This is a genomic window from Streptomyces sp. NPDC041129, from assembly GCF_055592265.1.
On record NZ_JBVIYV010000006.1, the window covers coordinates 105,612 to 125,414 of the forward strand.

The 19,803-nt window shown below is 72.7% G+C and carries 20 protein-coding genes; 9 read left to right on the forward strand and 11 right to left on the reverse strand.

The annotated features are described in order from the left end of the window. The first annotated feature begins 31 nt into the window (after positions 1 to 31). The 3 genes from ACZ6B1_RS20595 to ACZ6B1_RS20605 all read left to right on the forward strand — a co-directional run bounded on the left by ACZ6B1_RS20595 (position 32) and on the right by ACZ6B1_RS20605 (position 2,302). Positions 32 to 1,183, forward strand: a complete 1,152-nt coding sequence (locus ACZ6B1_RS20595; protein ID WP_468780883.1) for an acyl-CoA dehydrogenase family protein — start codon at positions 32 to 34, stop codon at positions 1,181 to 1,183. An 83-nt stretch (positions 1,184 to 1,266) separates the two neighbouring features. After that, entirely contained in the window at positions 1,267 to 1,554 is a 288-nt protein-coding gene (locus ACZ6B1_RS20600; RefSeq protein ID WP_468780316.1) for a YiaA/YiaB family inner membrane protein, read from the forward strand. Positions 1,555 to 1,657: 103 nt separating this feature from the next. Further along, positions 1,658 to 2,302: a TetR/AcrR family transcriptional regulator gene (locus tag ACZ6B1_RS20605; RefSeq protein WP_468780318.1), complete on the forward strand. Its 645-nt coding sequence runs from the start codon at positions 1,658 to 1,660 to the stop codon at positions 2,300 to 2,302. Here the strand turns inward: ACZ6B1_RS20605 and ACZ6B1_RS20610 are convergent. Beyond that, positions 2,293 to 2,754 carry a MaoC family dehydratase gene (locus tag ACZ6B1_RS20610; protein WP_468780320.1) on the reverse strand — a complete coding sequence of 154 codons (462 nt, stop codon included), beginning with the start codon at positions 2,752 to 2,754 and terminating at the stop codon, positions 2,293 to 2,295. The two genes, ACZ6B1_RS20605 and ACZ6B1_RS20610, sit on opposite strands and share 10 nt — an antisense overlap. 105 nt (positions 2,755 to 2,859) lie before the next feature. On the opposite strand from ACZ6B1_RS20610, the gene soxR reads away from it, so the two are divergent. Beyond that, complete coding sequence (gene soxR, locus ACZ6B1_RS20615; RefSeq protein WP_468780322.1) at positions 2,860 to 3,318, forward strand: redox-sensitive transcriptional activator SoxR; 459 nt, start codon at positions 2,860 to 2,862, stop codon at positions 3,316 to 3,318. Positions 3,319 to 3,331: 13 nt separating this feature from the next. Here soxR and ACZ6B1_RS20620 read toward each other — a convergent pair whose 3' ends face one another. Then, positions 3,332 to 4,060 (reverse strand): 3-keto-5-aminohexanoate cleavage protein, encoded by a 729-nt coding sequence (locus tag ACZ6B1_RS20620; protein WP_468780324.1) that lies wholly within the window; start codon positions 4,058 to 4,060, stop codon positions 3,332 to 3,334. A 109-nt stretch (positions 4,061 to 4,169) separates the two neighbouring features. Then, the gene (locus ACZ6B1_RS20625; RefSeq protein ID WP_468780326.1) at positions 4,170 to 4,772 is read right to left on the reverse strand and encodes a hypothetical protein; all 603 of its coding nucleotides are present in this window, start codon (positions 4,770 to 4,772) and stop codon (positions 4,170 to 4,172) included. A 255-nt stretch (positions 4,773 to 5,027) separates the two neighbouring features. Here ACZ6B1_RS20625 and ACZ6B1_RS20630 point away from each other — a divergent pair, with 255 nt between their 5' ends. Beyond that, the gene (locus ACZ6B1_RS20630) at positions 5,028 to 7,817 is read left to right on the forward strand and encodes a penicillin acylase family protein (protein ID WP_468780327.1); all 2,790 of its coding nucleotides are present in this window, start codon (positions 5,028 to 5,030) and stop codon (positions 7,815 to 7,817) included. 63 nt (positions 7,818 to 7,880) lie between these two features. Here ACZ6B1_RS20630 and ACZ6B1_RS20635 read toward each other — a convergent pair whose 3' ends face one another. Then, positions 7,881 to 9,176, reverse strand: a complete 1,296-nt coding sequence (locus tag ACZ6B1_RS20635; protein ID WP_468780329.1) for a serine-threonine protein kinase — start codon at positions 9,174 to 9,176, stop codon at positions 7,881 to 7,883. A gap of 81 nt (positions 9,177 to 9,257) precedes the next feature. Further along, positions 9,258 to 10,484, reverse strand: a complete 1,227-nt coding sequence (locus ACZ6B1_RS20640) for an exo-beta-N-acetylmuramidase NamZ family protein (RefSeq protein ID WP_468780331.1) — start codon at positions 10,482 to 10,484, stop codon at positions 9,258 to 9,260. A 181-nt stretch (positions 10,485 to 10,665) separates the two neighbouring features. On the opposite strand from ACZ6B1_RS20640, the gene ACZ6B1_RS20645 reads away from it, so the two are divergent. Genes ACZ6B1_RS20645 through ACZ6B1_RS20655 form a run of 3 tightly spaced genes read left to right on the forward strand, consistent with a single transcriptional unit; the run spans position 10,666 to position 13,735 of the window. Beyond that, the gene (locus ACZ6B1_RS20645) at positions 10,666 to 11,439 is read left to right on the forward strand and encodes an SDR family oxidoreductase (RefSeq protein ID WP_468780333.1); all 774 of its coding nucleotides are present in this window, start codon (positions 10,666 to 10,668) and stop codon (positions 11,437 to 11,439) included. Beyond that, the gene (locus ACZ6B1_RS20650; RefSeq protein ID WP_468780335.1) at positions 11,436 to 13,115 is read left to right on the forward strand and encodes a class I adenylate-forming enzyme family protein; all 1,680 of its coding nucleotides are present in this window, start codon (positions 11,436 to 11,438) and stop codon (positions 13,113 to 13,115) included. Before ACZ6B1_RS20645 ends, ACZ6B1_RS20650 begins: the two co-directional genes overlap by 4 nt. Positions 13,116 to 13,141: 26 nt before the next feature. Then, positions 13,142 to 13,735 (forward strand): TetR/AcrR family transcriptional regulator, encoded by a 594-nt coding sequence (locus ACZ6B1_RS20655; RefSeq protein ID WP_468780337.1) that lies wholly within the window; start codon positions 13,142 to 13,144, stop codon positions 13,733 to 13,735. Between the two features lie 54 nt (positions 13,736 to 13,789). Here ACZ6B1_RS20655 and ACZ6B1_RS20660 read toward each other — a convergent pair whose 3' ends face one another. Continuing rightward, a complete protein-coding gene (locus tag ACZ6B1_RS20660; RefSeq protein ID WP_468780339.1) occupies positions 13,790 to 15,004 on the reverse strand; it encodes an acyl-CoA dehydrogenase family protein in 1,215 nt (404 codons plus the stop codon). A gap of 6 nt (positions 15,005 to 15,010) precedes the next feature. Continuing rightward, positions 15,011 to 16,033, reverse strand: coding sequence for a phosphotransferase family protein (locus ACZ6B1_RS20665; RefSeq protein WP_468780341.1), 1,023 nt, complete (start codon positions 16,031 to 16,033; stop codon positions 15,011 to 15,013). Positions 16,034 to 16,288: 255 nt separating this feature from the next. Between ACZ6B1_RS20665 and ACZ6B1_RS20670 the strand changes: the two genes are divergently transcribed. Then, complete coding sequence (locus tag ACZ6B1_RS20670) at positions 16,289 to 17,236, forward strand: NADP-dependent oxidoreductase (RefSeq protein WP_468780343.1); 948 nt, start codon at positions 16,289 to 16,291, stop codon at positions 17,234 to 17,236. A 56-nt stretch (positions 17,237 to 17,292) separates the two neighbouring features. Here ACZ6B1_RS20670 and ACZ6B1_RS20675 read toward each other — a convergent pair whose 3' ends face one another. From ACZ6B1_RS20675 to ACZ6B1_RS20690, 4 genes are read right to left on the reverse strand one after another with little or no spacing between them, the layout of a single operon-like run. After that, positions 17,293 to 17,616 carry a DUF202 domain-containing protein gene (locus tag ACZ6B1_RS20675; protein WP_468780345.1) on the reverse strand — a complete coding sequence of 108 codons (324 nt, stop codon included), beginning with the start codon at positions 17,614 to 17,616 and terminating at the stop codon, positions 17,293 to 17,295. Then, positions 17,604 to 17,996 carry a YidH family protein gene (locus tag ACZ6B1_RS20680; RefSeq protein WP_199209958.1) on the reverse strand — a complete coding sequence of 131 codons (393 nt, stop codon included), beginning with the start codon at positions 17,994 to 17,996 and terminating at the stop codon, positions 17,604 to 17,606. Before ACZ6B1_RS20680 ends, ACZ6B1_RS20675 begins: the two co-directional genes overlap by 13 nt. A 21-nt stretch (positions 17,997 to 18,017) precedes the next feature. After that, complete coding sequence (locus tag ACZ6B1_RS20685; protein WP_468780347.1) at positions 18,018 to 18,533, reverse strand: NUDIX domain-containing protein; 516 nt, start codon at positions 18,531 to 18,533, stop codon at positions 18,018 to 18,020. 32 nt (positions 18,534 to 18,565) lie between these two features. Beyond that, positions 18,566 to 19,477, reverse strand: a complete 912-nt coding sequence (locus ACZ6B1_RS20690; RefSeq protein WP_468780349.1) for a DMT family transporter — start codon at positions 19,475 to 19,477, stop codon at positions 18,566 to 18,568. Between the last annotated feature and the right edge of the window lie 326 nt (positions 19,478 to 19,803).

Here is a 19,803-nt window from a genome sequence, read left to right on the forward strand (position 1 = left end):
AAGATCCGTATCCGTGTGGGGTGATCGCGTGGTGAACCTGGAGCTGAGCGAGGAGCAGGCCGCCGTACGGCAGCTCGCCCGGGACTTCGTGGAGCGCGAGATCGCCCCGCACGTGGTCGCCTGGGACCGGGCGGAGGAGGTCGACCGGGGCATCGTCAAGAAGCTCGGCGAGGTCGGCTTCCTGGGGCTGACCATCGACGAGGAGTACGGCGGCTCCGGCGGCGACCACCTCGCGTACTGCCTGGTCACCGAGGAGCTGGGGCGCGGCGACTCCTCGGTGCGCGGGATCGTGTCGGTGTCCCTGGGGCTCGTCGCCAAGTCGGTCGCCGCCTGGGGGAGCGAGGAGCAGAAGCGGCGCTGGCTGCCGGGGCTGACCGCCGGCGCGTACGTCGGCTGCTTCGGCCTCACCGAGCCCGGCACCGGTTCCGACGCGGGCAACCTCGCCACCCGGGCGGTGCGCGACGGCGACGACTTCGTCCTGAGCGGCACCAAGATGTTCATCACCAACGGCACCTGGGCCGACGTCGTGCTGCTCTTCGCCCGGTCCACCGACGCCCCCGGCCACAAGGGCGTCTCCGCCTTCCTGGTGCCCACGGACACGCCCGGCCTGACCCGCCGCACCATCCACGGCAAGCTCGGCCTGCGCGGCCAGGCCACCGCCGAACTGGTCCTGGACGATGTGCGGGTGCCCGCCTCGGCGCTGGTCGGCGAGGAGGGCAAGGGCTTCTCCGTGGCGATGTCCGCGCTGGCCAAGGGGCGGATGTCGGTCGCCGCCGGATGCGTCGGCATAGCCCAGGCCGCGCTGGACGCGGCCGTGCGGTACGCCGGTGAGCGCGAGCAGTTCGGCAAGCCCATCGCCCGGCACCAGCTCGTACAGGAACTGATAAGCGACATCGCCGTCGACGTGGACGCCGCCCGGCTGCTCACCTGGCGGGTCGCCGACCTGATCGACCGCGGCCGGCCGTTCGCCGTCGAGTCCTCCAAGGCCAAGCTGTTCGCCTCCGAGGCCGCCGTCCGCGCCGCCAACAACGCCCTCCAGGTCTTCGGCGGCTACGGCTACATCGACGAGTACCCGGCCGGCAAGCTGCTGCGCGACGCCCGTGTGATGACCCTCTACGAGGGCACCAGCCAGATCCAGAAGCTGCTCATCGGACGCGAGCTCACCGGGGTCTCCGCCTTCTGAGCCGTTCCTCCCGGTCCTCCTGAGTAGCCGTTCTGAGTATCCCGGCGGATGTGGCGCGGGCCGCGTCCGCCGATGCTCGTCGCATGAGTGACACACCGGTCAAGCAGCAGAACACGGCGGCCTTCTACGGTCAGGCCGTCGCCTCCTTCGCGGTCGCCATGGCGGCCACCGCCATCGGCATCCTCCGGCTGGACGCCAACGCCTGGGTGCGTTCCTTCCTGGCCATCGCCGTCCTCTACCTCGTCACGTCCGCCTTCACCCTCGCCAAGGTGATCCGGGACCGGCAGGAGGCCGGGCAGATCGTCAGCCGCGTCGACCAGGCACGGCTGGAGAAGCTGCTCGCCGAGCACGATCCCTTCGAGAAGCTCTGAGCGGTTCCCGGTGGGCGCGCACTCCGCCGGACGGCCGCTCTAAGCGAGCGCTCACCTTCGGCGGTATGGTGGTGCTCCTGTCACCGAGAGGGGCGAGCGAGCGATGAGTACGGCGGAGGAGACGACCGGCGGCGAGGTCGAGCCGTGGGAACAGGTCACCCCTGACGCGGCACGGCGGCTGCTGGTCGCGGCCGTGGAGGCCTTCGCCGAGCGCGGATACCACGCGACGACGACCCGCGACATCGCGGGCCGCGCCGGCATGAGCCCGGCCGCGCTCTACATCCACTACAAGACCAAGGAAGAGCTGCTCCACCGGATCAGCAGGATCGGCCACGACAAGGCCCTCGACATCCTGCGCACGGCGGCCCGGCGCGAGGGCACCGCCACCGAGCGGCTCGCCGACGCTGTCGGCTCCTTCGTCCGCTGGCACGCCGGGCGCCGCACCACGGCGCGGGTCGTGCAGTACGAACTCGACGCGCTCGGCCCCGCGGCCCGCGCCGAGATCGTCGCGCTGCGCCGCCAGGTCGACGCCGAGGTGCGCGGGATCATCGACGACGGTGTCGCCGCGGGCGAGTTCCGGGTTCCGGACGTGCAGGGCACCACCCTCGCGGTGCTCTCGCTCTGCATCGACGTGGCCCGCTGGTTCAACGTGGACGGGCCCCGCACGCCCGAGGAGGTCGGCGCGCTCTACGCCGGCCTCGTGCTGCGCATGGTGGGCGCCGAGCCGGACGCCCCGGCTCAGAGGTAGTACCGGGACACCGACTCCGCGACGCACACGGGCTTCTGCCCGCCCTCCCGCTCCACCGTGAAGGCCAGGGTCACCTGGATGCCGTCCGTGACGTCCTCGACGCCGGTGATGGCCGCGGTGGCGCGCAGCCGGGAGCCGACCGGGACGGGGGAGGGGAAGCGGACCTTGTTCGTCCCGTAGTTGACGCCCATCCGCACGCCCTCGACCCGGAGCAGCTGCGGGCCGAAGAGCGGCAGTAGGGAGAGGGTGAGATAGCCGTGCGCGATGGTCGTCCCGAACGGCCCCGCGGCGGCCTTCTCCGGGTCCACGTGGATCCACTGGTGGTCCCCGGTCGCCTCCGCGAACAGGTCGATCCGCTTCTGGTCGATCTCCAGCCAGTCCGTGTGGCCAAGCTGCTCGCCCACGGCGGCCCTCAGCTCGTCGGGGGAGGTGAAGGTCCTCGGTTCTGCCATGTTCCCGGCCTCTCGCTCGCATTCCTAAGCAACTGCTTAGCATGGTCGGGTGCGGGGGCGATGTCAACGGATGAGGGGCCTGCCGGGGTCGATAGGCTCTGCGGCGTGCCCCAGATCCCCGAGAAGGTCCACGAGCTGACCGTCGGCCAGTTGTCCGCGCGCAGCGGCGCCGCCGTCTCCGCCCTGCACTTCTACGAGACCAAGGGGCTGATCGCCAGCCGCCGCACCGCCGGCAACCAGCGCCGCTACACCCGAGACACCCTGCGCCGGGTCGCCTTCGTCCGCGCGGCCCAGCGGGTCGGCATCCCGCTGGCCACGATCCGCGAGGCGCTGGCCCGGCTCCCCGAGGAGCGGACCCCGACCCGCGAGGACTGGGCCCGCCTCTCGCAGGCGTGGCGCTCCGAACTCGACGAACGCATCCGGCAGTTGAACCGGCTCAGGGACCACCTCACCGACTGCATCGGCTGCGGCTGCCTGTCCCTGGAGAACTGCGTCCTGTCCAACCCGGACGACGTCTCCGGCAACCGCCTGACAGGCTCCCGCCTGCTGCCGGAACGGCCGTAGCGGCGGCCCCGCCTCAGGCCGAGGGCGGGAACGACCCGTACTGGACCAGTCCCGCCGCCACCAACTGGGCGTTGGAGGCGGCGCGTTCCCCGTCCGGCAGGAACAGGGTGTCCTCCAGGCCGATCCGGGTGGCGAGGCCCAGCCGTCCGGCCAGCCGCAGCACGGGCCAGGTGCCGCCCTCCTCGCCGTGCAGCAGGACCGGGCGGCCGTGGGCGGGGCCCAGGCGCGCGAGCAGGGCGCGCGCGGTCGCCTCAGCGGTCGCCGGGTCGGGGTCCGTCACCTCCGCGAGCACCCGCAGCACCCTCGGGCCTAGCGGCGAGGCGGCGAACCGGGCCGCGGCGTCCGTGCCGGACCAGACGCCCGCCTCGACGCCGACGCCCATGGCGAGCAATCGCGCGGCGACCTCCTCGGCGCCCGGCTCGTGCCAGTTGACCGAGGCGAAGTCGGGCAGCACGGACCAGGCCCGTACGCGGTCGAGCCGGGCGGCCGGGTCGGGCTCGGCCCATGCTCCGGTGGTCACCCCGACCGGCACCGCGACCCGCGCCCGTATCGCCTCGAGCGCCGGCGCGAGCACCCGGGCGGACAGACTGTCGTGCCCGCACGGCGTTCGCGGGTGGACATGGACCTCCGTGGCACCCGCCGCCACGGCCTCGGCGGCGGACCGTGCCAACTCCCCCGGGGACAACGGCACGCACAGGCCGTCGGCGGCCGAACGGCGTCCGTTGAGACATACCTGCACCATGCCCCGATGGTGCCAGTGGTCACTGACAGAGCGGCCGGGCACATCAGAGGGTGCGGCATCCCCCGGCACACCCCCCGGTGCATCCCCGTCGGCCGGGCCGGCCCGTGGTTCAGGCCGACATCAGCAGGCGTTCGCTTCTGGAGTACGCCAGTGCCTGCGCGGTCAGCACGGGCCGGGGCACGAGGATGCCGCAGTCGGCGCAGACCGGGCCGGACGACGGCTCGTGGTCGAGGCCGTACCGCCAGACCAGCCGCTCCCCGTCGCAGACCGGGCAGCACCCGCCCGGCTCGCGGTTCAGCGCGGCGATGAGCCGGCGCAGCACCTCCGCCAGCGGCTCACCGGGATGGACCCGGGGGTCGTCGCACCAGGCGACCCCGAACCCGCCCCAGGTCATCCGGTGCCAGTCGTCCACCGTCCCCGGCCGGCGCAACCCGTCGTGCTTCTCCTTCTTGCGGCGCTCGGCGAACTCGGCCTCGTAGCCGAGCCAGACCGCCCGCGCCTCCTCCAACTCCTCCAGCGCGGCCACGAGCCGCACCGGATCGGGGGAGCGGTCCTCCGGACCGAAACCCGCCCGGGAGCACAGATGGTCCCAGGTCGCCCGATGCCCATAAGGAGCGAACCGCTCCAGGCACTTGCGCAGCGAGTAGCGCCGCAGCGCCAGATCACACCGCGGATCTCGTACCTGTCTCGCCAGACTTCGGAATCCGGCCATCGCCATGCACCTCCGTCACACCTGCGTCCGCTCTTGCGTCACTTCTCCGTCGCCGTACGGGTTCCTCGCGACGTCGCCGAATAGACGTGTCGACACACGATCCGGCTCCATCCGTTTTCCGATGCCCTCCCATAAGGCGCCCCGGGTTGACCGCCGGGCGCCGCTCCGGTGACTCCGAAAGTTGACGCATGTTCATCTTCAATCTCGGGGATACCGGCGGTAACGTCCGGCCCACCCCCGTCGGGAGGAGCTGCCATGCCACGGCGCGCCCCACGCAACGTGCTGTTCGACAAACTGAGAACTCCCCGCAGGCTCACCGGGTTCCTGAAGACGGCGTCGATATGCGTTCTCGTCGCCGGACTTCTCTCCCCGGTCACCCGGGCCACCGCCGCGGAAGCCGCCGTCACCTCGAACGACTACTGCGGCGGCCAGTGCTCGGACATCCTGCCGCCCGGCGAGAACGGCAACGCCACCCTCGCCCAGATCCTGCTCAACCAGGCCTTCGGCACCCAGCCCGCACACGCCGAGGACCAGCTCGGCCCCTACGCCGGCCTCGCGACCGGATACCGGGGGCTCACCGACGCGAAGATCAACACCTTCTTCAACGACGCGTCCTTCGGCGTCCCTTCCGACCAGGTCGCCTCCACCGAGAAGCCGGCCGGCCGCGATGACGTGACCATCGTGCGCGACAAGAAGACCGGTGTGCCGCACATCACAGGCACCACCCGGTACGGCACCGAGTTCGGCGCCGGATACGCGGCCGCCGAGGACCGGCTGTGGCTGATGGACGTCTTCCGGCACGTGGGCCGCGGGCAGCTCACGGCCTTCGCGGGCGGCGCGGCCGCCAACCAGGGCCTGGAACAGCAGTTCTACCGCGACGCGCCGTACACCGAGGTGGATCTGCAGGCGCAGATCGACAACGCCGTCGCGCACAACGGCACCCGCGGGCAGCAGGCCCTCACCGACGCGAACGCCTACCTCGCCGGCATCAACTCCTACATCGACGCCTCCGACAGCGGCCGTTACTTCCCCGGCGAGTACGTCCTGACCGGACACAAGGACTCCGTCACCAACGCCGGCACCATAGACCACTTCAAGATCACCGACCTGGTGGCCCTCGCCTCCGTCGTCGGCTCGCTGTTCGGCTCCGGCGGGGGCGGCGAGGTGAACAACGCGCTCTCCCTGATCGCCGCCCAGTCCAAGTACGGTGTGGAGGAAGGCACCAGGGTCTGGGAGTCGTTCCGGATGCGCAACGACGCCGAGGCGGCCCTCACCGTCCACGACGGCACGAGCTTCCCCTACGCCGGCCGGCCCGCGGACCCCAAGGGCACGGCGCTGCCCGACGCCGGCTCGGTGACCGAGGAGCCCCTCGTCCACGACCGCACCGGCAGCGCGGCCACCGCGAGCGCGAAGAGCGCCTCCGGCGCGGCCGCCAGAACCTCGCTGAGCTCCGCCCGGCGCGGCATGTCCAACGCCCTGGTGGTCAGCGGCAAGTACACCGCGAGCGGCCGTCCCGTCGCCGTCTTCGGACCGCAGACCGGCTACTTCGCCCCGCAACTGCTCCTGCTCCAGGAGATCCAGGGCCCCGGCATCAGCGCCCGCGGCGCCTCCTTCGCGGGTCTGAGCATGTACGTCGAACTCGGCCGCGGCCAGGACTACTCCTGGAGCGCGACCACCTCCGGCCAGGACATCATCGACACCTACGCCGTCGAGCTGTGCCAGGACGACCACCACTACCTGTACCACGGCACCTGCACGGCCATGGACCAGGTCGAGCGGAAGAACGCCTGGAAGCCCACCGTGGCCGACGGCACCGCCGAGGGCTCGTACACGATGCGGGTGTGGCGCACGAAGTACGGACCCGTGCAGTACCGGGCGACCGTCGGCGGCAAGAAGGTCGCCTACACCACTCTGCGCTCCTCCTACCTGCACGAGGCCGACTCGATCATCGGCTTCCAGATGCTCAACGACCCCGGCTACGTCAAGGGTCCGAAGGACTTCCAGAGCGCGGCCCAGCACATCAACTACACCTTCAACTGGCTCTACGCGGACTCGCAGCACACCGCGTACTACAACAGCGGTGACAACCCGGTCCGGGCGAGCGGCGTCGACGCCGAGTTCCCGGTGCTCGCCGAGCCGGCCTACGAGTGGCGGAACTGGGACCCGGCCACCAACACGGCCGACTACACCCCGGCCTCCGCGCATCCGAACTCCGTCGACCAGGACTACTACATCTCCTGGAACAACAAGCAGGCCAAGGACTACACGACCGCGTCCTGGGGCGACGGGTCCGTGCACCGCGGCGACCTGCTCGACGACCGGGTGGCGAAACTGGTCGCGGCCGGCGGGGTGACCCGTACCGCGCTGGTGCAGGCCATGGCGGACGCCGCCCTCGCCGACCTGCGTGCCGAGGACGTCCTGCCCGGCCTGCTCAGGGTGATCGGCTCCGCGCCGGTGACCGACTCCGCGGCCGCCGCCGCGGTGAGCAGGCTCCAGGCGTGGGTGACCGCGGGCGCCAGGCGCACCGAGACCTCCGTGGGTTCCAGGAAGTACGCCGACGCGGACGCCGTCCGGATCCTGGACGCCTGGTGGCCGCTGCTGGTGAAGGCCGAGTTCCAACCCGGTCTGGGCGGCGACCTGTACACCGCGTTCACCGGCAACCTGCCCGTGGACGAGGCCCCGTCGGCGGGCCACGGCCCGACCGGATCGCACGCCGGCAGCTCCTTCCAGTACGGCTGGTGGAGCTATGTCGACAAGGACATCCGGGCGGTGCTCGGTGAGCCCGTGCGGGACGGCCTCGCGCGGAAGTACTGCGGCGGCGGCGGCCTCGGCGCCTGCCGGGACGTCCTGATCGGCACCCTGAAGGAGGCGGCCGGAAAGACCGCCGCCCAGGTCTACCCCGGCGACGACCAGTGCTCGGCGGGCGACCAGTGGTGCGCCGACTCCATCGCGCAGCGCGCCCTGGGCGGCGTCAAGCACGGGAGGATCAGCTGGCAGAACCGGCCGACCTTCCAGCAGGTCGTGGAGTACACCTCGCACCGGTGACGTTCCGGCGGTGAGGCCACCGTGGTGACCTCGCCGCGGTGACGCTCCGGCGACGGCGGCGGGTCAGGCGATACGGCCCGCCGCCAACACCACCCGCGCCAGCTCCGGGTGCACGATGTCGCTGTGCGCCCCGCTCGGCGCGCCTCCGCGCCGCACCACCGCCGCCACGTCGACGTTCACGCAGCCCGACGCGGGCAGCGGTCCGCGCAGGGCCGCGGCGAGGTCCAGGGCGTCGGTCCCCGGCACCCCCTGCACCCCGTCGTGGCCCATGGCTCCCCACCGGTCGCCCAGCATCCGGCCGAGCGCGAGGCCGCCGACCGAGCGGTCGTCGTCCGCGCAGCGCGACGCCAGCGGGTAGAACGTGGCGAGCGCCGAGTCGAAGCGCGAGTAGCAGCACACCAGCGGGCCGTCGATCCGCTTCTGCCGGTCCCCGAGCGCCCCCGCGCGGTCCCGGTCGTGCGGCAGCCGGGCGGCGAACGCGTAGTGGGAGAAGGCGCCCTGGAGCAGCGTCACGGACTTCACCGCGCGCACCCCGGCGGGCAGCCCGCGCAGCGCGAACGACACCAGGCGCCCGCCGAAGCTGTGCCCGACCAGATGCACCCGCAGGCCCGGTGCCGCGGCGGCCAGCCGTCCGACGACCGGTCCCAGCCCGTGCTCGCCGACCGTCCCGGCCCGCCGCTTCATGGTGTAGTACGTGGCCTGCCGCAGGAGTTCCTTGGCGCCGTCCCAGGGGTTCGGCAGCGTGAACCCCTCCGCCGCGTCGAGGCCCGCCAGGGCGTCCGCCAGCTCCGCGCAGGCCGCCGCCGGGTCACCGCGGAACAGGGCCGGCCCGTCCTCCTCCGGGACGTCCGCCACCCCGGGCCTGCCCGGCCCCGGCTCGACCAGCAGCCGCACCAGCCGCCCGAACTCCGCGAGCCCCTCGTCCCCGGCCGGCTGCTCGTCCAGCAGCCGGGCCAGCCGGTCGAGCACGGTGGCCCGGTCCGGGAAGGCACCCAGCAGGGCGCGCCGGGTGTCCTTGTCCAGCGCCGGTCCCGGCGCCGCCTGTGCCTCCGCGGCCGCCACCGACCGGGGCAGGTCCCCGATGGGCTCGTCGCAGAACCGCATCGACGGCCAGACGACGCCGACGTAACCGACTCGCGCCTTCGGGGCGAGGCCCGGGACCGGGGCGAAGAACGCGCGGTACAGCGCGGTCGCGCCCGCACGGTCGTTGTTCCAGCCGTGCGCGAAGACGATCAGGTCACGGACGCCGCGGTCCGTGACCCCCGTCCGCAGCCGGTCCCGTTCGGGGCCGTCCACGTCCCCGTCCGCGTCGAAGGTCAGCTCCCAGTAGGGAGTCACGCTCATCCCAGGATCCGCCATGACAGGCTCCCTCGTGCCCCGAAACGGTGCGATCTGGGCGCATCGTCCTGCGGCCCGGGGGAGTTGGCCAGAGCGGGCGGCTCACCTGTAGAGGAGATATTCCCCGCGGACCCGCCGGAACGCCGCCAGCTCGTCCTGCCAGGCGCCGACGACCTCGTCGGTGTCCGCGCCCGCGTCGATCATCGTCCGCACCCGGGTGGACCCCGTGAGCTTGTCGATCCAGTTGTCCGGGCGCCAGGCGAAGCCGTCCCAGACCTTCCGGGCGGTCACCAGCAGCGCGATCCCGGTGCGCACGGGATCGAAGGCGGCCCGGTCGTGCACATGGATCTGCACGCCCCCGACCGTCTTCCCCTGGAACTTGGAGAACGTGGGTGCGAAGTACGCCTCCCGGAACCGCACGCCCGGCAGCCCGGCCCCGTTGGCCGCGGCGGCCCACCGCCCGTCGACGCCCTCGGCCCCGAGCAGCTCGAACGGCCGGGTCGTGCCGCGCCCCTCGGAGAGGTTGGTGCCCTCGAACATGCAGGTCCCGGAGTACACCAGCGCGGTGTCCGGGGTGGGCATGTTCGGGCTGGGCGGCACCCAGGGCAGGCCCGCGGCGTCGTAGAACCGGTCGCGCTTCCAGCCCGTCATCAGGACGGTCTCCAGCGGGACGGGCTCGTCCAGGAACTCGCCGTTGAACAGCCGGGCCAGCTCGGCCACCGTCATCCCGTGCGCCTGCGCGATCGGCTGCCGGCCGACGAACGTGGCGAACTCCCGGTGCAGCACCGGTCCCTGGGCCGAACGCCCGGTCACCGGGTTGGGCCGGTCGAGCACGACGAACCTCTTGCCCGCCAGAGCGGCCGCCTCCATGCAGTCGTAGAGGGTCCAGATGTACGTGTAGAAGCGGGCGCCCACGTCCTGGATGTCGAAGACGACCGTGTCCACGCCGGAGGCGGTGAAGACGTCGGCCAGCGGCTGACCGCTCTTCAGGTACGTGTCGTAGACCGGCAGCCCGGTCGCCGGGTCGTCGTAGCGCCCCTCGGAGCCGCCGGCCTGGGCGGTTCCCCGGAAGCCGTGTTCCGGGCCGAAGACGGCGGTCAGCCGTACCCGGGGGTCCGCGTGCATGACGTCGACGATGTGCCGGGCGTCCCGGGTGATGCCGGTGGGGTTGGTGACGACGCCGACGCGCCGGCCCTCGAGGACGCGGTAGCCGTCGGCCACGAGCCGCTCGAAGCCCGTGCGCGGGTGCTCCGCGGCGGCTGCCGGTGCCGCCGGGAGGGCGGCGGTGACCGCGGCCGCGGCCAGTACGCTCCGTCTGGACAGGTGCACGAGGGGACCTCCGTGGGTGGGGAAGTACGGGCCGTGCGTGGCGGGTCGCGCCCACGCCGCGGAGTCGCACACCGGTACGGCCCCGCGCCCCTAGGTTTGATCCGGCCGCCCTTCCCTCACACATACCGACCGGTTAGTCTGGTCAACGCCGAGCCGAGTCGCGTCGTGTAGAAGGAGACCGATGGTGGAAGCCGTGCGGGATGCGGGAGTGGTCGTCACCGGAGCGGGCGGGGGGATCGGGGCCGCGCTGGCCCGGCGGTTCGCCACCGAGGGCGCCCGGGTGGTCGTCAACGACCTGGACGCGGACAGGGCCAAGTCCGTGGCCGGGGAGATCGGCGGGATCCCCGTGCCCGGCGACGCCTCGGCCATCGTCGACGAGGCCCGTGACGCGCTCGGCGGCACCGTGGACGTCTACTGCGCCAACGCCGGTGTCGCGTTCGAGGACGCCGGAGCCGGCGCCCCCCTGGACGAGCGGGCCTGGGCGCTGTCCTGGGACGTCAACGTGATGGCGCACGTCCGCGCCGCCCAGGCGCTGCTGCCCGGCTGGCTCGAGCGCGGCGCCGGCCGGTTCGTCTCCACCGTCTCGGCCGCCGGGCTGCTCACCATGATCGGCGCCCCCTCCTACGCCGTCACCAAGCACGGTGCGCTGGCCTTCGCCGAGTGGCTGTCCCTCACCTACCGCCACCGGGGCGTCAAGGTGCACGCCATCTGTCCCCAGGGCGTTCGCACCGACATGCTGGCCGCCACCGGCAGCGCGGGCGACCTGGTGCTGCAGCCCACCGCGATCGAGCCCGAGGACGTCGCGGACGCCCTGTTCCGGGGCATCGAGGAGGACCGCTTCCTGATCCTGCCGCACCCCGAGGTCGCCGAGTTCTACCAGGCGCGGGCCGCCGCCCCCGACCGCTGGCTGGCCGGCATGAACCACATCCAGCGCAAGTGGGAGGCCGCCCGATGAGCGACTCCCGCTACGCGGCCCGGCCCTGGCTGGCCCTGCTCGACGAGGCCCAGCGCGCCCCCGTCGACCCCGCCGACTCCCTGGTGCACGCCCTGCGCCGCGCCGTCGCCGAGGCCCCCGACCGCACCTTCCTCACCTACTTCGACGCCTCCCTCGGCTACCGCGAGGTCGACGAGCTGACCGACTCGGTCGCCGCCCACCTCGCGGAGCGAGGCCTGGAGCGCGGCGACCGGGTCGCCGTCCTGCTGCAGAACTCCCCGCACTTCGTGCTCGCCGTCCTCGGCGCCTGGAAGGCGGGCGCCACCGTCGTACCCGTCAACCCGATGTACAAGTCGGCCGAGGTCGCCCACGTGCTGCGGGACGGCGAGGTCGCCGCGCTGATCTGCTCCGACCGGGCCTGGGAGTCGTACCTCAGGGACACGGCCGCGGACTCGCCGGTGCGGATCGTGCTCACCGGCTGCGAGCTGGACTTCCAGACCCGCGACGACGCGCGCGTGCTCACCTTCGAGCGGCTGCCCCAGGCCCCCGACGCCGACGACCTCGTGGCCGTCGCCCGGCAGGGCGGCCGGGCCCCGGCGGGCCGCGACCCGCGCCCCGGTGACATCGCCCTGATCAGCTACACCTCGGGCACCAGCGGCACCCCCAAGGGCGCCACCAACACGCACGGCAACATCATGCACAACGCCGAGCGCCAGCGGACCGGCCTCGCCCTGCCCGAGGCGCCCGTCTACTACGCGCTCGCCCCCCTGTTCCACATCACCGGGATGGTCTGCCAGCTCGGCGCGTGCCTGAACAGCACCGGCACCCTGGTGCTCACCTACCGCTTCGAGCCCGGTGTGGTCCTGGCGGCCTTCGCCGAGCACCGCCCGCACTACACGGTCGGCCCGTCCACGGCGTTCATGGCCCTCGCCGCGCACCCGGACGTCACCCCGGAGCACTTCTCATCCTTCGTGAACATCTCCTCCGGCGGCGCCCCCGTGCCGCCCGCCCTGGTCGAGCGGTTCCGTGAGCGCTTCGGGCCGTACATCCGCACCGGGTACGGCCTCACCGAGTGCACCGCCCCCTGCGCCTCCGTACCGCCCGGCCTGGAGTCACCCGTCGACCCGGTCTCAGGGACGCTCTCGGTCGGCCTGCCCGGCGCCGACACGGTCGTGCGGATCGTGGACGACCGCGGCGAGGAGCTGCCCTTCGGGGAGCAGGGCGAGATCGTCGTACGCGGCCCGCAGGTCGTCCCCGGCTACTGGCGGCGCCCCGACGCCACCGCCGAGACCTTCCCGGACGGCGAACTGCGCACCGGGGACATCGGGTTCATGGACGAGCAGGGCTGGCTCTACGTCGTCGACCGCAAGAAGGACATGATCAACGCGTCCGGCTTCAAGGTCTGGCCGCGCGAGGTCGAGGACGTCCTGTACACCCATCCGGCGGTGCGCGAGGCGGCCGTCGTCGGCGTTCCCGACGGCTACCGCGGCGAGACCGTCAAGGCCTACATCAGCCTGCGCCCGGGCGCCGACCCGGACCCGGATGAACTCGCGGTGTACTGCAAGGAGAGACTGGCCGCCTACAAATACCCGCGGCAGGTGGAGATCCTGCCCGACCTGCCCAAGACGGCGAGTGGGAAGATCCTCCGGCGGGAACTGCGCACCAGGGCGCAGGACAGCGGCAACGACAGTCGGTAGACACGACGGAAAGGCAGGTGGCGGCAGTGCCCAGGACGACGGACGGAGACGGGACGCCCGTCCCGCAGCGGCTGCTGGACGCCGCCACCCGCCTCTTCGCCGAGCAGGGCTACGACCGCACGTCGGTGCAGGAGATCGTGGAGGCGGCCGGCGTCACCAAGGGGGCGCTGTACCACTACTTCGGCTCCAAGGACGACCTTCTGCACGAGGTGTACGCGCGCATGCTGCGCATCCAGCAGGAGCGCCTCGACGCCTTCGCGAACGCGGACGAGCCGGTGGAGAAGCGGCTCAGGGGTGCGGCGGCGGACGTGGTCGTCACGACGATCGAGAACCTCGACGACGCGATGATCTTCTTCCGCTCCATGCACCATCTGAGCCCCGAGAAGAACAAGCAGGTGCGCGCCGAGCGCCGGCGCTACCACGAGGGCTTCCGCGCGCTCATCGAGGAGGGCCAGCGCGAGGGCGTCTTCTCCACCGCGACCCCGGCCGACCTGGTCGTGGACTACCACTTCGGCTCGGTCCACCACCTGTCGACCTGGTACCGCCCCGACGGCCCGCTCACCCCGCAGCAGGTCGCCGACCACCTGGCCGACCTGCTGCTGCGGGCGCTGCGCCCGTAACAGGCCATGAACGAGGGGCGACCGCCCGGGCGGTCGCCCCTCACCCGCGTTCTCCTACAGGTACTTCTTCAGCTCGCGCCGGGCCAGCGACCGCTGGTGCACCTCGTCCGGGCCGTCGGCCAGCATCAGGGTGCGGGCGCTCGCGTACAGCTCGGCCAGCGGGAAGTCCTGGCTCACCCCGCCCGCGCCGTGCAGCTGGATCGCGCGGTCCAGGATGCCGACCACCGCGCGCGGAGTGGCGATCTTGATGGCCTGGATCTCCGTGTGCGCGCCCCGGTTGCCGACGGTGTCCATCAGCCAGGCCGTCTTCAGCACCAGCAGCCTCAGCTGCTCGACGGTGACCCGCGCGTCGGCGATCCAGTTCTGCACCACGCCCTGCTGGGCCAGGGCCTTGCCGAAGGCGTTCCGGGACACCGCGCGCCGGCACATCAGCTCGATCGCCCGCTCGGCCATGCCGATCAGCCGCATGCAGTGGTGGATCCGGCCGGGACCGAGCCGGGCCTGGGCGATGGCGAAGCCGCCGCCCTCCTCGCCGATCAGGTTGGTGACCGGCACGCGCGCGTGGTCGAAGACCACCTCGGCGTGGCCGCCGTGGGAGTGGTCCTCGTAGCCGAAGACCTGCATCGCGCGCTCGACGGTCACCCCGGGAGTGTCGCGCGGGACCAGCACCATGGACTGCTGCCGGCGGATGTCGGCGCCGTCCGGGTCCGTCTTGCCCATGACGATGAAGATCTTGCAGTCGGGGTTCATCGCCCCGGAGATGTACCACTTGCGGCCGGTGACGACGTACTCGTCGCCGTCCCGCTCGATGTGCGTGGTGATGTTGGTGGCGTCCGAGGAGGCCACCTCCGGCTCGGTCATCGCGAACGCCGAGCGGATCTCACCCGCCAGCAGCGGCTCCAGCCACTGCTTCTTCTGCCGCTCGTCGCCGAACTGCGCCAGCACCTCCATGTTCCCGGTGTCGGGCGCGGCGCAGTTCGTCGCGGGCGGCGCCAGGTGCGGGGAGCGGCCGGTGATCTCGGCCAGCGGCGCGTACTGCAGGTTGGTCAGCCCGGCGCCGTACTCGGCGTCGGGCAGGAAGAGGTTCCACAGGCCCTGCCTGCGCGCCTCGGCCTTCAGCTCCTCCACCACGGCCGGGGTGTCCCACGGCGAGGCCAGCGCGGCCCGCTGCTCCTCGGCGACCGGCTCGGCCGGGTACACGTGCTCGTCCATGAAGGCCAGCAGCCTGGCGCGCAGCTCCTCGGTGCGCGCGTCGAACGCGAAGTCCATGTCCGGTCAGCCTTCCTGAAGAGTGGTCAGTCCGTGGTCGATGAAGACGGGCACCAGCTCGCCGATCCGGTCGAAGCCGCGGCCGACCGTCTGACCGAGCGTGTACCGGTAGTGGATGCCCTCCAGGATCACGGCGAGCTTGAACCAGGCGAACGCCGTGTACCAGGAGACGGCGGAGACGTCGCGCCCCGAGCGCTCGGCGTACCGCTCGATCAGCTCGGCGGGCAGAGGGTGTCCGGGCGCCTCGGCGGTGGTGGACACCGGCGACTTCGGCAGGCCCAGCGGGGTGCTGTACATCACCAGCAGGCCCAGGTCGGTGAGCGGGTCGCCGAGGGTCGACATCTCCCAGTCGAGGATCGCCCTGATCGTGTCGTCGGAGCCGATCAGCACGTTGTCCAGCCGGTAGTCGCCGTGGACGACGGCCGGGGCGGGCGAGGTGGGCAGGGCGCGGCCGAGGGCCGCGTGCAGCTCGTCGACGCCCGCCAGCTCACGGTTGCGGGAGGCGTCGAGCTGCTTCCCCCAGCGGCGGAGCTGGCGGTCCAGGAAGCCCTCCGGACGCCCGAAGTCCTCGAGGCCGACGGCCGCCGGGTCCACCGCGTGCAGCTCGACCAGCGTGTCGACGAGCGAAAGCACGGCGTCCCGGGTCCGTGCCTCGCCCAGCGGGGCGAGCTGCTGGGCGGTGCGGTAGGGCGTGCCCTCGACGAACTCCATGACGTAGAACGGCGCCCCGAGCACCTCGTCGTCCTCGCACAGCAGCACCGGCCGGGGGACCGGCACGTCCGTCGGGTGCAGGGCGCTGATCACGCGGTGCTCGCGCTTCATGTCGTGCGCGGTGGCCAGCACATGCCCGAGCGGCGGCCGCCGCACGACCCAGCGCGAGGCGCCGTCGGACACCGCGTAGGTGAGGTTCGACCGTCCGCCCTCGATCAGTCGGCCCGAGAGCGGGCCCGTCACCAGGCCGGGCCGCTCACGCTCGAGCAGCGCGCGCAGCCGGTCGAGATCGAGTCCGGGCGGGTGGTCGGCGCTCATACATCACTCCTACGAACGGGTGAACAGGATCGCGTCTCATGATGCCGACCGGTCGGTATGCCGTCCAGTGCACGGGCCGAACCCGGCCCCGAACGTGACCGGAGCCACGATAATCGGCCCGCCGCGCGCGCGGCGGATGGTCATGACGGCCGCCTCCGGGGTACGGGTGGGGGCGAAGCGAACGCTGTCACGCGAACGGTGCACATCCCCGCGTACCGGTTGCGTGGCGCACGAGGACCCCGGAGGGTCGTGGGCATGAAGGCCATCAGCTACAGCCGCTACGGCGGGCCCGAGGTGCTGGAGTACGGCGAGGTGGACGACCCCAAGGTCGGCCCCGACTCGGTGCTGGTCAAGGTACGCGCCGCGGCCGTCAACCCGGTCGACTGGAAGTGCCGCGAGGGCTACCTGGACCAGATCCTGGACGCCGTCTTCCCGGTGATCCCCGGCTGGGACGTCAGCGGAGTGGTGGTGCGGCCCGGCGCCTCGGCACCGGAGTTCTCCGTGGGCGACGAGGTCATCGGCTACGTACGCGAGGACTTCCTGTCCCGGGGTACCTTCGCCGAGTACGTCGCCGCGCCCGTGCGCACCCTGGCCCGCAAGCCGCGCAACCTCTCCTTCGAGGAGGCGGCGGGTCTGCCGCTGGCCGGGCTGACGGCCTACCAGGTCCTGGTCAAGGCGCTGGAGGTCAAGCGCGGCGAGACCGTCCTCGTGCACGCGGCGGCCGGCGGGGTCGGCTCACTGGCCGTCCAGATCGCCGCCCACCTCGGCGCCCGGGTGATCGGCACGGCGAGCGAGCGCAACCACGACTTCCTACGCGGGATCGGCGGCGAGCCGGTGAGCTACGGCGAGGGCCTGGCCGAGCGGGTGCGCGGACTGGCCCCCGAGGGTGTGGACGCCGTCTTCGACACCATCGGCGGCGACACCCTGAAGGTCTCGGCCAACCTGCTCGCCCCGGAGGGCCGGCTGGTGTCCATCGCCGACCCGGAGGTGGTCGGGTTCGGCGGCCGCTACTACTTCGTCCGGCCCGACGCCGGGGACCTGGGCAAGCTGTCCGAACTGGCCGAGCAGGGGGCGGTGTCCGTGCACGTCGAGAAGGCCTTCCCGCTGGAGCGGGCGGCGGACGCGCACCGGCTGAACCAGGAGGGGCGCACCCGCGGGAAGATCGTGGTGACGGTCGACCGGGAGACCGAGGGAACCTCCTAGAGTCGGGCGGCCACCCGGGGGCGCTTCGCCGGCCGCGGGGAACGCCCGACGCCCGCTCAGACCACCAGCACGACCGCGCACACGGCCATCGCCACCGCGCACAGCGCGGCCGCCGTCGCGTGCCGCGGCGCGAGCGCGGGCGGCCGTACACCGGCCGCCAGGACGCGGATGCGATGGTGGGCCACCCACAGGAAGCCCAGCCAGAGCGCACAGCACAACGCGCATCCGACGACCGCGGTGGCCGGCGCCCCGCCGTGCAGCGCGGCCCGCACCGCGAGCACGGCGGCCACGGCGCCCGACAGCGTCGTACGCCGCCAGGCCAGCCGGGTGCGCTCCGGCTGCAGACCCGGATCACGGGCGGCCGTGCTCACCCCGCCCATCCGACCAGCACCACCACGACCATCGCGACCGCCACCACCGCGACGACCAGGCTCAGCACCGCCGGGAACCGGGAGGCCGGCAGGTCCTCGCCCCGCCGCATCGCCCGTTCGCAGCGCACATAGTGGTTCACCGCGCGCAGCGAGCACAGCACCCCCGCGCCGAGCAGCGCGAGCGCGAGGCCCACCCGCCACGCCCAGCGCAGGTCCGGCAGGAACTGGTCCACCGCGAACCCCCCGCCGATCAGCGCGAGCGCGGTCCGCAGCCAGGCCAGGAACGTGCGCTCGTTGGCCAGCGAGAACCGGTAGTCGGGCGTGCCGCCCTCTTCGCGCACCCGCTCCGGGGCGAACCAGAGCCTGACGTTGCGTACGAACTCACTCACGCGCAGGACCCTACCCGGGCGTCACCGGGCCGCCCGGAACGCCCGCAGCCGCTCGTAGGCCGCCACGCCGTCCGGCACCCACTCCCACTCGCCGAGCCGCCGCTCCACCTCGTCCGCGGGCAGGAAGTCGTGCCACTGCACCTCCTCCGCCTGGGGCCGCACCGGAAGGTCGCAGCGCACCTCGTACACCGCCGACCACCAGCTCTTCCCCGCCCCGTCGTCGTAGAGGAACTTGAAGAGGAACTCCGGCCGGGGCAGCCCCGACACGCCCAGTTCCTCCTCGGCCTCGCGCAGCGCAGCCGCGTCGTAGGACTCGCCCGCGCACACCACACCGCCGACGAACATGTCGTACAGGGAGGGGAAGACGAGCTTGGTGGGGGTGCGGCGGTGCACGAACAGGCGCCCGGCCGCGTCCCGGGCCTGGATGAAGACGCACCGGTGGCGCAGGCCCCGGGCGTACGCCTCGCCGCGCGGGACCTGCGCGACCACGAGGTCGTTCTCGTCGACGATGTCGAGGATCTCGTCAGCAGGGTTCATGCCCGTATCCAAGCAGGGCCCGGAGCGCGGGCTCAGCGCGACTGGAGGTCCCGGGCGCGTGCCGCGTCCGCCGCGCCGGACGGCATCGCCGGGTGCAGCCCGAGCAGCACGATGCCCGCGACGATCGCCGCGAGCCCCGCCGCCTCCCAGGCCAGCGCCCCGGTGTCGGTGCGCAGCCGGTCACCGAGGAAGCCGACCCCGCACAGGATGCCGGCCAGCGGCTGGGCCGCGGTGAGCGCCGGCAGCGACATGCGCAGCTCGGCCGTCTCGAACGCGCTCTGCACCAGGACCAGTCCGGTGACGCCCAGTGCGAGCACGCCGTACGGCTGCCAGCTGGTGAGCAGCTCCGGGAAGCCGCCGGCCGAGAAGCGGGTGCCGCTGATGCGGGTGAGCGCGTCCTGCACGCCGTAGAGCAGCCCGGCGGCGGTGGCCAGCAGTACCGGGCCCCCGTCCAGCCTGGACCGCTTGGCCCAGGTGGTGAGCACCAGGGCCGCGCCGAGCATCACGCCGATGATCAGCCAGTGCCGCACCGGATCGGTGACGGCGCTGCCACCGCGCGGCTCGCCCGCCACGATGAACGCGCTCACGCCTCCCGCCAGCAGCCCGAGCCCGGCCCAGCCCTGACGGCCGAGCGACTTCCCCGTCCGCAGGCGCGACAGGGCGAGCGCGAACAGGAGGTTCGTCGCGAGCAGCGGCTCCACCAGCGAGATCTCGCCCTTGCCGAGGGCGACGGCGCCGAGCACCATGCCGGCCACCATCAGGGCGAGGCCGCCCAGCCAGCGCGGCACCCGCATCAGGTCCAGCAGCAGCCGGAAGGAGAGGAAGTCGCCGAGCGGTGCCTGTTGCGCGGCGTTCTGCTGGAGCACGAACCCGAAGCCCACGCAAGCGGCGGCGCTCACGGCGAGCAGGAGAACCAGAACGGACACGCTGCGTACCTCGATCATCCGGCCGGCCACGGACGCTCAGGGCCTGTCCGGCGGCTCGTGCCGCAGCCGCGGCGTGCGGCGCGCCCCGCTCACCAGCACCGACAGGACACCGGAGCCCGGAGCCGGGCCTGATCCGCCGGCGGACCCTGGTGGCCGACTGTAGCGCTCCCGGGACACCGTGCCATGGCGTACGCCACACCATCGCGCCCGCACGCCCCCCCGGATCCGGCGGCGACCAGCGCGTCCGTGCCCCAAGTGCCCTGCGCCGCAAGCTGGTTGAAGAGGGCAACACTCCGGTTCGGCTTGACGCAAACCTTGGCTGGGGGTTTGCTGTGCGTGATCGG